The organism is Klebsiella sp. 141203 (assembly GCF_032601985.1).
Taxonomy (GTDB): Bacteria; Pseudomonadota; Gammaproteobacteria; order Enterobacterales; family Enterobacteriaceae; genus Klebsiella; species Klebsiella aerogenes.
Window position 1 is genome coordinate 357,700 of the sequence record NZ_JAQIRL010000003.1, and the last position, 12,256, is coordinate 369,955.

Sequence of the window (12,256 nt, forward strand, 5' to 3'; positions counted from 1 at the left end):
CTTAACAGCAGGCGCTTGATTGCGTCGGGCATGTTTTACGCCCAAATTCGGGCGACTGAACGGTAAAGAGGCGACGAATAATGAGTATTACCGGAATTGAAAAGCTGGAATTTGGAGTAGACGACCTGAACCACAGCGCCAAATTTATGCGCGATTTTGGCCTGACCGGCGACGCCAGCGGCCGCGCGTTTACCACCCTCAGCGGCGCGCGGGTCGAACTTAACCCGACCGATGCCGCCGATCTCCCGCCAGCCTTTGAGGCGGGCAACACTCTGCGTCGCATGACCTGGGGCGTGGCGGATCGGGCGGCGCTGGATGCGCTGCGCCCGAAGCTGGAACGCCAGCCCGGCTTCCGTGAAATCGACGGCGCGCTGGAGTGCCGCGACCCTAACGGCATGACGCTGCGGGTGCAGGTTAGCCAGCAAACGGCGGTTGAACTGAACGTTGAACCGATCAACCAGTGGGGCGATGTGCGTCGCATCGACACCCCGAGCCCGGTGTACGACCGCGCGCAGCCGATTAACGTCGGCCACGTGGTGTTCTTCGTGGAAGAACTGGCGGCGGTGGAAAGTTTCTATCGCGAAGTACTCGGCTTCCAGGTTTCAGACCGCTATATCAATCGCGCGGTGTTCCTGCGCTGCGGCGTACGCGGCGGCCACCATAACCTCTTCTTATTGCAGTTGCCCAACCGCAAACGTGGACTTAACCACGTCGCGTTTACCGTACGTGATATTCACGAAGTGATCGGCGGCGGTATTGCGATGAATAAAAACGCCTGGAGCACGTTTATCGGCCCCGGCCGCCATCCGGTCTCCTCGGCCTACTTCTGGTATGTCAACAGCCCGACCGGCGGCGCTTTTGAGTACTACACCAACGATGACTATCTGACGGAAAACTGGCAGCCGCGCGAACTTGAGCATTCACTCGTGTCCTTTACCGAATGGGCGGTGGAAGGCGGTATCGATCACGATACCCGTCGCCAGCAGAAAAAACCGGAGGCGGTATGACGGCGCGGATAGTCATTATCGGCGGCGGCCAGGCTGGCGGCTGGGCGGCGAAAACGCTGCGTGATGAAGGGTTTAGCGGCGAGATTTGCGTGGTTGCCGAAGAGCAATGGGATTTTTACGAGCGCCCGCCGCTGTCGAAAGCGGCATTGCTGGAGGCCGAACCGGCGCTGCCGCGGTTATTCAGCGCCGAGGCGCAGCAGGCGCTGGATCTGCGCTGGTACCGCCCGCTGCGGGCGGAATCTATCGATCGGCAAAATAAAACCCTGGCGCTGAGCAACGGAGAAACGCTGGCGTACGACCAACTGCTGATCGCCACCGGCGGCCGCGCGCGGCTGCCGTCCGAGGCCTGGGCGCAGCATCCGCAGGTCTATACCCTGCGCCACTGGCAGGACGCGCAGCGTCTGAAGCAGCGGCTGGCATCGGCAACGCGGCTGGCGATCGTCGGCGGCGGCTGGATTGGCCTCGAAATCGCCGCCTCGGCGCGCAAAAGCGGCGTAGCCGTGACCCTTTATGAACAACAGCCGGCGCTGTGCATGCGCTCGGTCAGTATGGAGGTCTCGCTGGCGCTGGATGAGCTGCATCGCGGGCAGGGCGTTGATATTCGCCGCGGCTGCGGCGCGCTGGAGCTGGAAGATGATAACGGCCTGCCGACGCTGCACTGCGACGGCCAGAGGGAAACCTTCGACGCGGTGGTGGTGGGGATCGGCGTCGATCTGAATCTCGAACTGGCGCGCGATGCCGGGCTCACTGTCGAGCGCGGAATTGTCGTCGATGCCCAGGGGCGCAGCAGCGATCCGGCGATTTTCGCCGCCGGCGATGTCGCCCAGCACCATCAGTACGGCCTGTGCATTCAGTCGTGGGCCTTTGCGCAAAATCAGGCGATCGCGACGGCGAAAGCGATGCTCGATCCGCAGGCCAGCGGCTACGACGAGGCGCCGTGGCTGTGGTCAGATCAATACGATCGCAATATTCAGATCCTGGGGATCCCGCAGGCGGGCAGCCGCACCATCGTGCGTGACGAGCCGCAGGGCGCGCTCTACTTCTCGCTGAACGCCGATGGACGTTTAACGCAGCTGGTGGCCTTCAATAATGCACGTACCGTGAAGCTGGCGAAGCGCTGGATGGCGGCGGGGAGGGATCTCTCTGACGTCCCGCTCGCTGACCCGACTTTCTCGCTGATGTCATTGCGATAATTAACGCGAACCCTTAAGGGGGAGAAATGACCACATTAGAGACTAACGCCGCGCCTGCTGAGGCGAGCGGCGAGGGCGTCCGCACGCCTGAAAAGGCGGTTCGTTGGGCCATTCCGCTGTCGCTGCTGGCCTGCGTACTGCTGGCGTTTTTCGACAAAATCAGTATCGCCGCGCTGTTTTCCGATAGCCACTTCCAGCAGGCGATGGGGATCGATTTCGATACCACCCGGCTGGGTATTCTGATGAGCGCCTTTTTGCTGAGCTACGGCTTCTCGTCAGTGTTATTAAGCGGCCTTGGCGACCGGATTGCGCCGCTGCGCTTGCTAACTGGAATGATGGTGGTGTGGTGCATCCTGATGGTGATCATGGGCTTCACCCACAACTACGCGCTGATGGTGACGCTGCGCATCCTGTTGGGCATCGCTGAAGGGCCGCTGTTCCCGCTGGCGTTCGCCGTGGTGCGCCACACCTTCCCGCAGCGGCTACAGGCCCGCGCCACCATGCTGTGGCTGCTCGGCACGCCGGTTGGCGCGGCGCTGGGTTTCCCGCTGTCAATTTGGCTACTCAATACCTTCGGCTGGCAGAGCACCTTTTTCGTGATGGCGATGCTGACGGTACCGGTGCTGATTTTTGTGCGCATCGGGCTGCGCGGCGTGCAGCTGGAGGCGAAAGTCGGCAGCGATAAAACGTCGCAGGAAGCGCGCCGCAGCGCGCGGCGCGAGCTCTTCGTGAGTCCGCATTTCTGGATGATCTGCATCTTCAATATCGCCTTTCTCGCCTATCTGTGGGGGATCAACGGCTGGCTGCCGGGCTACCTGATTAAAGGCAAAGGCATTCATCTGGAACACGCCGGCTGGCTGTCGTCGATGCCGTTTATCGCCATGCTGCTAGGCGAAATTATTGGCGCCTGGCTCTCTGACCGCGTCGATAAGCGCGCCGCCGCCTGCTTTATTTCCCTGGCGGGCGCCGGAATCGGGCTGGCGGCGGTGATGCATTTTAGCGCGCCGTTGCCGGTGATTGCGGCGATGAGCTTTAGCACCTTTATGTGGGGCACCGGCGCGCCAAACATTTTCGCGCTGCTGGCTAAAGCGACCCATCCACGGGTCAGCGCCACGGCGGGTGGAATTTTCAACGGGCTGGGAAACTTTGCCGGGGCGCTATCGCCGGCGGTGATGGGCGCGCTTATCGCCTTCACCCATAGCATGGATTCCGGGCTGATTTTTCTGGCGGTGATGGCGGCGGTGGGCTGCGCCCTGTTACTGCCGCTGCTGAGACGTTACTGAGGATAAAACGATGACTGATTCAACCGTAACTGCAAAACAGAGTTTGAAACCTGACCATCTGACGATGGAAGAGTGGGTGGAGTCGCGTATCGCGCGCTTTGAAGGCCGTAAATACGACTGGAATGCGCTGAAATTCCAGGCCGATTTTGATCCGAAATATCGCCGCGCGCAGATGCGCTACATCGGTACCGGCGCCACCGGCGTCGCCAGTGATACCAACACCGTTCCGGCCGAGCACTTCACCTTCTCCACCATGGTGTTGCCGTCCAAATGTGAAGGCCCGCTGCACCTGCATGATGACGTAGAAGAGGTGTTCTTCATGCTCAAAGGGCAGATCACCCTGATGATTCAGGACGGCGACAACTATACCGAAACCGTGCTGCGCGAACGCGATCTGATCTCGGTACCGCCTGGAATCTACCGCGGTTTGTTTAACCACGGCGAAGAAGAGGCGCTGATGTGCGTGATGCTCGGCACCCATAAGCCGCATATTCCGACCTACCCGGAAGATCATCCGCTGGCAAAAGTAAAACGTAACTAAGGGGCGATGATGACGGGTTTTCGTGAACAAGGAAGCGGCATTCCGCTGACGCTGCTGCACGGCATCAGTTCCGGCGCGGCCTCCTGGCATAAACAGATGACGCTTCCCGGCTACCGTGTGCTGGCCTGGGATATGCCCGGTTATGGCGAGAGCCCGATGCTGGCGGCAACGCCGGCGGATGCTGGTGATTACGCCGACGCGCTGGCGCGAATGCTGGACCGCGCTGGAGTAGAGCAAACCATACTGGTCGGCCATTCGCTGGGCGCGCTGGTGGCGGCCGCCTTCGCCGCGAAATACCCACAGCGGGTGCTTTATCTGGTACTCGCCGACGTCGCGCAGGGATACGGCCAGGCGGAGGCGGCGCAGCGGGAAAAAGTCTGGCAGGGACGTCAACAGCAGATGGCGCTGGGCGGCGAGGCGATGGCGCAGGGGCGGGCGGCAAAACTGCTGCGCCCCGGCGCGCGCGAAGCCGATGTGGCGACGGTGGCGGCAGGCATGCGCAGGCTGCGTAGCGAAGGTTACCTCGCCGCCGCCTGGATGCTGGCGCATGACGACATCCACCGCTGGCTCGCCGACTATCGCGGTCGTCTCTCGGTGTGGTGCGGCGAGCAGGATGCCATTACCCAACCGGAGCTGGTGCAGGGAGTGGCGCTGCGTTACGGCGCCCCTTACATCGCCATCCCGCAGGCTGGACATGCCAGCTATCTCGATAACGAAACCTTTTTTAATCAACAGCTTTTACGCATAGGGGAAGAGGTGCGCGATGAATGCACAAATTGAAGGACGCGTCGCGGTAGTCACCGGCGGCTCGTCAGGGATCGGCTTTGAAACGCTGCGCCTGCTGCTGGGCGAAGGGGCGAAGGTCGCCTTTTGCGGCCGCAACCCGGATCGGCTGGCCAGCGCCCATGCGGCGTTGCAAAACGAATATCCAGAAGGCGAGGTGTTCTCCTGGCGCTGCGACGTACTGAATGAAGCGGAAGTTCAGGCCTTCGCTGACGCGGTCGCCGCGCGTTTCGGCGGCGCCGACATGCTGATTAATAACGCCGGGCAGGGTTATGTCGCCCACTTCGCCGATACGCCGCGCGAGGCCTGGCTGCACGAAGCTGAACTGAAACTGTTCGGCGTGATTAACCCGGTAAAGGCTTTCCAGCCGCAGCTTGAGCAGTCGGATATCGCCTCGATTACCTGCGTGAACTCTCTGCTGGCGCTGCAGCCGGAAGAGCACATGATTGCCACCTCTGCTGCCCGCGCCGCGCTGCTCAATATGACGCTGACCCTGTCGAAAGAGCTGGTGGAGAAAGGCATCCGCGTGAATTCCATCCTGTTGGGGATGGTCGAATCCGGGCAGTGGCAGCGCCGTTTTGAAAACCGCAGCGATAAGAGCCAGAGCTGGCCGCAGTGGACCGCGGATATTGCCCGTAAGCGTGGGATCCCGATGGCGCGTCTTGGTAAGCCGCAGGAGCCGGCGCAGGCGCTGCTGTTCCTCGCTTCGCCGCTGGCCTCCTTTACCACCGGCGCGGCGCTGGACGTTTCCGGCGGTTTCTGCCGCCATCTGTAAGGAAAGATGATGAAAAAGGTCATGTTAATCGGCTATGGCGCGATGGCCCAGGCGGTGATTGAACGCCTGCCGCCGCAGGTGACGTTGGGCTGGATCGTCGCCCGCGAATCGCATCATGCGGCGATCCGCCTGCAGTTCGGCCACACGGTGACGCCGCTTACCGATCCGCTGCAGTGCGAAGAGACGCCGGATCTGGTGCTGGAATGCGCCAGCCAGCAGGCGGTCGCGCAGTACGGCGAAGCGGTGCTGGCGCGCGGCTGGCATCTGGCGGTGATCTCCACCGGCGCGCTGGCGGACAGCGAACTGGAACAGCGTTTACGCCAGGCGGGCGGCAAGCTGACGCTGCTGGCTGGCGCAGTCGCCGGGATTGACGGCCTGGCGGCGGCGAAAGAGGGGGGGCTTGAACGAGTGACCTATCAGTCGCGTAAAAGCCCGGCCAGCTGGCGCGGCAGCTATGCCGAACAGCTTATCGACCTCAGCGCGGTCAATGAAGCGCAAATTTTCTTTGAAGGCAGCGCCCGCGAGGCGGCGCGGCTATTCCCGGCAAATGCCAACGTGGCGGCAACCATCGCGCTGGGCGGTATCGGCTTTGACGCGACCCGGGTACAGCTGATGGTCGATCCGACGACGCAACGCAACACCCATACGCTACACGCCGAAGGACTGTTCGGCGAGTTTCACCTGGAGCTGAGCGGCCTGCCGCTCGCCAGCAATCCGAAAACATCGACCCTCGCGGCACTGAGCGCGGTACGCGCCTGCCGTGAACTGGCATAACGCAGAGAGGCTGAGATGGACGAATTAGACATTTTTATCGGCGGCCAGTGGCGTCGCGGCGGCGGCAATTTGATGCACAGCCAGTTTCCGGCGGATGGCGCTATTAACGCGGCGCTGCATGCGGCAAGCCTCGATGATTTACAGGAGGCGGTCGACTGCGCCGACCGCGCCTGGCGGGAGCCAACGTGGTGGACGATGCTGCCGCATCAGCGGGCGAAGATCCTGCATAAGGTTGCCGATCTGATTGAAGCACAGCTTGATGCGCTCACCCAAAAGCAGAGCCGCGATAACGGTAAACCACTGGCGGAAGCGCGAGGGCTGGTGATGAGCGCGGCGGGCACAGCACGCTATTTTGCCGCCGCCTGCGAACTGCTTGAAGGCGAGCTGCCGACGCCGCGGCAGGCGGATCTATTGACCCTGAGCCGCTATGAGCCGCTGGGCGTGGTGGCGGCGATCACGCCGTGGAACTCGCCGATCGCCAGTGAAATGCAGAAGGTGGCCCCGGCGATCGCCGCCGGAAATGCGGTGATCCTCAAACCGGCGGAAGCCACGCCGCTCATGGCGCTGGAACTGGCGAAGATCTTTGAGCAGGCCGGTTTACCCGCCGGACTGCTGAGCGTGCTGCCGGGTAAAGGATCGATTATCGGCGATGCGCTAGCCCGCCATCCTAAGGTGCGCAAAATTTCCTTTACCGGCGGCACTACCACCGGGCGTCACCTGGCGCACGTGGCGGCGGAAAAGCTGATCCCGGCGTCGCTGGAGCTGGGCGGCAAATCGCCGACCATCGTGCTGGAAGATGCCGATATCGAACAGGCGGCGCGGGGCATCTGCTACGGCATTTTCAGCTCCGGCGGTCAGGCCTGCATTGCCGGCTCGCGTCTGTTTGTCCATGACAAAGTGTATCCACAATTAATGGCCCGCCTGCTGGAGTTAACCCAAGGACTGCGGGTTGGTCATCCGTTCAGCGCTGGCACCCACGTCGGGCCGCTGATCAACGATAAACACCGTCAGAGCGTGCTGGAGTACGTCGAGTTGGCGAAACGCGAAGGCGGCAGCGTGCTATGCGGCGGCGAGATCCCGGCGGATCCGGCGCTGGCGGCGGGGAGCTATTTCCTGCCGACCATCATTGAAGGGCTGAACAACCAGGCCCGCGTATGCCAGGAAGAGATCTTCGGGCCGGTGCTGGTGGCGATGCGTTTTCACGATGAAGCGGCGTTGATCCGTGAGGCCAATGATTCGGTCTTCGGGCTGGCGGCGGGGATCTGGACGCGCGATACCGGCCGCGCGCTGCGTCTGAGCGAGCAACTGGAAGCCGGTACGGTGTGGATCAATACCTACAAAGTTTTCTCCATTTCGACCCCGTTTGGGGGCTTTAAAGAGAGCGGTCTGGGCCGCGAAAAAGGGATCCAGGGGCTGAAAGCCTGGATGCAACAAAAGAGCATTTATCTGGCGACGGGTAATAGCGTCAACCACTGGTGCGACTGAGAAAGGGTGAGCAATGAGCGAAATGATAACCGTCGGCGATGCCATCGCCAGAACGCTGGAGCAGTATCACGTTGAAGCCATTTATGGCGTCATTTCTATCCATAACCTGCCGATCGCTGATGCCGTCGGCCAGCGGGAAAAAATCCGCTTTGTTCCGGCGCGCGGCGAAGCGGGCTCGGTGACCATGGCTGACGCCCACGGCCGTTTTTCAGGGCTCGGCGTGGCGCTGACCAGTACCGGCGCGGGCGCGGGTAATGCGGTCGGCGCGCTGGTTGAGGCGATGAACGCCGGTACGCCGCTGCTACACCTGACCGGACAGGTCGAAAAAGCCTGGCTGGACGCCGACACCGGTTTTATTCATGAAACCCGCGATCAGTTGACCTTCCTGAAAGCCAGTTCGAAGCGCGCTTACCGCATTAGCAACGCCAACCAGGCGGTGGCTATCCTGCATAAGGCGATTCAGGAGGCGCAGACGCCGCCGTGCGGCCCGGTATCGGTGGAAATCCCCATCGATATTCAGAGCGCCAAAATTCCGCTTTCACTGCTGACCGCGCCGTTGAAACGCGCTCCGGCGGTTGAGCCGGAAGCGTCGCTGGTCGATACGCTGTGGGCGCAGCTTAAGCAGGCGAAGCAGCCGCTGCTGTGGCTTGGCGGCGGCGCGTTAGAGAGCGGCGAGGCGGTGAAGACGCTAGCGGATGCGGGGGTGACGGTGATTTCCAGTACCCACGGCCGCGGCATTCTGGCGGACAGCCATCGGGCCAGCCTGCGCGCGTTTCATAATTCTCCCTCGGTTGAAGCGCTGATTTCACAATGTGATTTCACACTTGTGGCCGGTTCCCGGCTGCGCAGCAACGAAACGCGCTCGTGGACGCTGGAACTGCCCACGCCGCGGGTGCAGATTGATATCGACCCGGCGGCGGCCAGCCGTAACTACTTGATGGACAATACCCTGGTGGCGGATTGCCGGGCGCTATTAGCGGCGCTGGCAGCGCGGGTGCAGGGCCGGATGTGGGGCGATGCGCGTTGGGATAGCCAGCTTAAAGCGGCGGTAGAGGCGGCGGAGCAGGGGCTGCGCGACCAGTGCGGCGCTTACGCTAAATTGAATGACGCGATTGCGCAGGCGCTGCCCGATGACGGCATCCTGGTGCGCGATATTACCGTTTCCGGCAGCCTGTGGGGCAGCCGCCTGTTCCGCGCTCACGGCCCGCTGATGAATATCCATTCTCTGGCCGGCGCCATCGGTATGGGGCTACCGATGGCGGTGGGCACCGCGATTGCCAATCCGCAACGGAAAGTGGTCGGCTTGGTCGGCGACGGCGGCCTGAGCCTCAACCTTGGCGAGCTGGCGACCCTGGCGCAGGAGAAGGCCAACGTGACGCTGTTGATTATGAACGATGGCGGCTACGGCGTGATGCGCGGTATTCAGGATAAATACTTTGGCGGCCGCCAGTATTACAACGAGCTGCACACGCCGGACTTTACCCTGCTGGCGCAGGCGATTGGTCTGCAGGCGTGGAGCGTGGAACGCGCTGAGGATTTCCAGGCGGTGATGACCGAAGCGCTGGCGATGCCTGGGCCATCGGTGGTGGAAGTGAAAATGGGCCAGATTGGCGCGCTGCGCTTTGCCGGCCCGCCGCAGAAAACGCTGTATTAATGATAACCCAGTGACCCCAACCCTCTCCCTTCCGGGGAGAGGGTACCGCACGGCACAGGGGGTTAATCAAGGCGCCGGACGGTTGCTCCTGCGCGTCGGGAGAGGGCCGGCCCGCAGGAGAGGGTTCATGACACGGTTAAAATACGTTAAACGGATATTCGACGTAGAACCGCACTTCATTACCGCTGACGTTATAGTCGCTGGCGTTGCTGGAAACGCGCAGCACCGAATAGCGGAGTCTCAATTTCAAATCTTTCGCCATGCCGTTTTGCACCTGGTACTGCACCTGGTTGAACCATTCGTGTTCTTTGCCGTTGCTGGTCTCGGCGGTTTTAATGTTATCGCCGCGAACGTAGGCGGTGGTCCAGCTCAGGCCCGGTACGCCCAGTCCGGCAAAATCCAGGCCATAGGAGGCCTGCCAGGAACGCTCATCCTCGCCGTTAAAATCGGACCAGTAGGAGTTAGCCAGCCAGATGGTGTTGCCGCCATCGCCAACGCCGCCCTGATTCTGATACCCGCCGTAGTGGTAGCCGGTGCTGCCGCTGCTTTGCTGGTAAGCGACCTTAAAAGTGTGAATATCCCAGATATAGCTGGCGGCCAGGCTCCAGATGCTGTTGCTGCGCCCGGTGTCATTGGCGTCGGCATATTCTTGATCTAAGCGCGAGTTATAGCCATTGAAGTCAACAATCAGCTGCTGGTCGGCGGCAAACGGCTGCTTGTAGTTCAGGCCGAGATACTGCTTATTCAGCACGTCCTCGACGTGAGAAGCGTAAAGCGCGCCGCTAAGCTGGTCGTTGAATTGATAGCTGGCGCCGCCAAAGGTCAGGCTCTTCAGGCCGCTATTGTGGCTGTCGTCGCTTTTGCGCTGCTGATCGGTGAGATAACCGGCGTTAATTTCCAGACCGTCGATTTCTCTTGAGGTCAGCATGGTACCGGTATAGCTCTCGTACAGCAGCCGCGAGTCATCGGCGTAGACGATGGGCAGCATCGGGCGCTGGCTGCCGTAGCTGAGTACGGTATTCGAGAAGCGCATTTTAGCGGTAGCGCCAAATTTTGCTAAATCGGACTTCGCGCGGCCATCGTCATCCTGGGCGAAAAAGTCGATACCGCCCGCGCCGCTGCGGCCGCGGCCGCCGTCGAGGCGCACGGCGTACTGCGCAATGCCGTCAACGCCGAAGCCGACCGGCCCTTGAGTAAAGCCGGACTCGAAGGTAGCGATGATACCCTGACCCCATTCGGCTTTATCCGGCAAACCATCGCGATAATCGCGTTTGATATAAGCGTTACGTAAAAAGAGATCGAGGTGGCTGTCTTCAATAAAGCCCTGACTGGTAGATTGTTGGCTGGCGAAAGCTGGCGCGGCGGCAATAATGCCAAGTGCGAGTAATGGTAATTCTTTTTTCACTGAGGGCACTTCTCTGTCTGTCGATATATTCATGGGAATCACTGCCAGTCAGATATTGTCCTGAAATAATGTCGAAAGCAATCATTGTGTGAGCAGTTATTGCAGCCGGAAACAGGCTGTATGGCGCATGAGCCGTGTACCAGGCAGTAAGGGGTGGACTATTTATTATTCGGGTAAAGACGATTCTGGAAGCCAGATAGTGTGCGGCCTTTTTAATTTACCAAATAATATATTTCTGAATCGCCGGGCATAAAATAATTGGCTGTGATGCGCTGTGATAATAATTAACGGTTTGTGCGCTTAAATTATCATTTGATGCGGCTAAATATTTTTACGGGTATATAAAAAAGGGAGGCAATAATGCCTCCCGCTGTCGCTTATTTAATACCGTCGGCCTTCATGCGATCGCGAATATGCTGCGCGCGGGCTTCCGATGCCGGGTGATCGTCAAACATGGAGCTCTGACGGCCGGCTTCCAGCTTGGCCAGTTTTTCGAAGCTGGTGGCCAGTCCCGATGGATTGATGCCGCGTTTACGCAGCAGGTCGTAAGAGTAGTCGTCCGCTTCCGACTCCTGGCGCTGGGAGAACTGCGAGTTCACCAGTTTTTCGCCGAGATCGCCCAGTTGCGACTGCGACAGGCTGCCGACGATGCCGCCAGCGGAGGCCGCCGCCGCGCGCACGGCGTTAGTACCTAGCGCGACCTGCATGCCTTTCTTCACGTGGCCCAACGCAACGTGGCCCATTTCGTGGCCGATAACCGCTTCTACTTCGTTATCGTTCATCAGGTCCATCAGGCCGCTGTAAACGCGGATGCAGCCGTTGGCCATCGCGAAGGCGTTGACGTCTTTTGTTTCATAAACCTTGTAGTTGACCGGCTGGCCGTTGATGTTATCGCCCAGCGCGGCGGCAATCTTGCTCAGGCGTTTGCTGTACTCGCTGCTGGCCGGGGAAATAGTGGCTTTGGCGTCCATCTCTTTACACGCCTGATCGCTTAAGGTTTTTACCTGTTCGTCGCTAAGAGAGTAGGCCTGGAATGCTTCCGCGCCCGAGCTCAGCAGGGCGTTGGAGTCCATGTTCTGACATCCGGTTAATGTTGCTGCGATCCCGAAGGCAAGAAGGGTTGAGCGAATTTTCATTTTTATCTTCCACAATCTTATGGTTTTTTATCTGAATAATGGGCGACGACGGACCCGCCTCGTCCTGTGCAAAGTATAAATAGTATCTCATGATCCGGGCGAGTGGATTCCGCGGCAGCACAACGTGTTCCAGAGATTTCTTAATGGGCAAAAGGATGCTCCATGTACATGCTTTGTCGCTTGGGTTACATTGTTCACACTTTTTTCCGGCGTAGCCCAA

The 12,256-nt window shown here is 60.3% G+C and carries 11 protein-coding genes; 9 read left to right on the forward strand and 2 right to left on the reverse strand.

The window, feature by feature from the left end:
• Window positions 1–80: 80 nt before the first annotated feature.
• The 9 genes from PGR29_RS14290 to PGR29_RS14330 are packed head-to-tail and all read left to right on the forward strand — an operon-like array spanning window position 81 to window position 9,495.
• A complete protein-coding gene (locus PGR29_RS14290) occupies window positions 81–1,007 on the forward strand; it encodes a VOC family protein (RefSeq protein WP_015369749.1) in 927 nt (308 codons plus the stop codon).
• Window positions 1,004–2,200, forward strand: coding sequence for an NAD(P)/FAD-dependent oxidoreductase (locus PGR29_RS14295; protein WP_316424734.1), 1,197 nt, complete (start codon window positions 1,004–1,006; stop codon window positions 2,198–2,200). The genes PGR29_RS14290 and PGR29_RS14295 overlap by 4 nt, the downstream gene beginning before the upstream one ends.
• A gap of 26 nt (window positions 2,201–2,226) precedes the next feature.
• Window positions 2,227–3,483, forward strand: coding sequence for an MFS transporter (locus PGR29_RS14300; protein ID WP_015703444.1), 1,257 nt, complete (start codon window positions 2,227–2,229; stop codon window positions 3,481–3,483).
• A gap of 10 nt (window positions 3,484–3,493) precedes the next feature.
• Window positions 3,494–4,024: a cupin domain-containing protein gene (locus tag PGR29_RS14305; RefSeq protein ID WP_004152888.1), complete on the forward strand. Its 531-nt coding sequence runs from the start codon at window positions 3,494–3,496 to the stop codon at window positions 4,022–4,024.
• A 9-nt stretch (window positions 4,025–4,033) separates the two neighbouring features.
• On the forward strand, window positions 4,034–4,804 hold the full coding sequence (locus PGR29_RS14310) for an alpha/beta fold hydrolase (RefSeq protein ID WP_316424735.1): 771 nt from the start codon (window positions 4,034–4,036) through the stop codon (window positions 4,802–4,804).
• On the forward strand, window positions 4,788–5,582 hold the full coding sequence (locus PGR29_RS14315) for an SDR family oxidoreductase (protein ID WP_015703442.1): 795 nt from the start codon (window positions 4,788–4,790) through the stop codon (window positions 5,580–5,582). Before PGR29_RS14310 ends, PGR29_RS14315 begins: the two co-directional genes overlap by 17 nt.
• A 9-nt stretch (window positions 5,583–5,591) precedes the next feature.
• On the forward strand, window positions 5,592–6,356 hold the full coding sequence (locus PGR29_RS14320) for an aspartate dehydrogenase (protein WP_316424736.1): 765 nt from the start codon (window positions 5,592–5,594) through the stop codon (window positions 6,354–6,356).
• 15 nt (window positions 6,357–6,371) lie between these two features.
• A complete protein-coding gene (locus PGR29_RS14325; protein WP_316424737.1) occupies window positions 6,372–7,841 on the forward strand; it encodes an aldehyde dehydrogenase in 1,470 nt (489 codons plus the stop codon).
• 13 nt (window positions 7,842–7,854) lie between these two features.
• Window positions 7,855–9,495: a thiamine pyrophosphate-binding protein gene (locus tag PGR29_RS14330; protein ID WP_113373032.1), complete on the forward strand. Its 1,641-nt coding sequence runs from the start codon at window positions 7,855–7,857 to the stop codon at window positions 9,493–9,495.
• Window positions 9,496–9,631: 136 nt separating this feature from the next.
• Here PGR29_RS14330 and PGR29_RS14335 read toward each other — a convergent pair whose 3' ends face one another.
• Window positions 9,632–10,900 (reverse strand): OprD family outer membrane porin, encoded by a 1,269-nt coding sequence (locus PGR29_RS14335; RefSeq protein ID WP_015703438.1) that lies wholly within the window; start codon window positions 10,898–10,900, stop codon window positions 9,632–9,634.
• A gap of 377 nt (window positions 10,901–11,277) precedes the next feature.
• Complete coding sequence (locus tag PGR29_RS14340) at window positions 11,278–12,036, reverse strand: M48 family metallopeptidase (RefSeq protein ID WP_015703437.1); 759 nt, start codon at window positions 12,034–12,036, stop codon at window positions 11,278–11,280.
• Window positions 12,037–12,256: the final 220 nt, after the last annotated feature.

Bases quoted from the DNA above. Each gene is read 5' to 3' on its own strand.
- PGR29_RS14290 (WP_015369749.1), top strand. From the start codon at position 81: ATGAGTATTACCGGAATTGAAAAGCTGGAATTTGGAGTAGACGACCTG.
- PGR29_RS14295 (WP_316424734.1), top strand. From the start codon at position 1,004: ATGACGGCGCGGATAGTCATTATCGGCGGCGGCCAGGCTGGCGGCTGG.
- PGR29_RS14300 (WP_015703444.1), top strand. From the start codon at position 2,227: ATGACCACATTAGAGACTAACGCCGCGCCTGCTGAGGCGAGCGGCGAG.
- PGR29_RS14305 (WP_004152888.1), top strand. From the start codon at position 3,494: ATGACTGATTCAACCGTAACTGCAAAACAGAGTTTGAAACCTGACCAT.
- PGR29_RS14310 (WP_316424735.1), top strand. From the start codon at position 4,034: ATGACGGGTTTTCGTGAACAAGGAAGCGGCATTCCGCTGACGCTGCTG.
- PGR29_RS14315 (WP_015703442.1), top strand. From the start codon at position 4,788: ATGAATGCACAAATTGAAGGACGCGTCGCGGTAGTCACCGGCGGCTCG.
- PGR29_RS14320 (WP_316424736.1), top strand. From the start codon at position 5,592: ATGAAAAAGGTCATGTTAATCGGCTATGGCGCGATGGCCCAGGCGGTG.
- PGR29_RS14325 (WP_316424737.1), top strand. From the start codon at position 6,372: ATGGACGAATTAGACATTTTTATCGGCGGCCAGTGGCGTCGCGGCGGC.
- PGR29_RS14330 (WP_113373032.1), top strand. From the start codon at position 7,855: ATGAGCGAAATGATAACCGTCGGCGATGCCATCGCCAGAACGCTGGAG.
- PGR29_RS14340 (WP_015703437.1), bottom strand. From the start codon at position 12,036: ATGAAAATTCGCTCAACCCTTCTTGCCTTCGGGATCGCAGCAACATTA.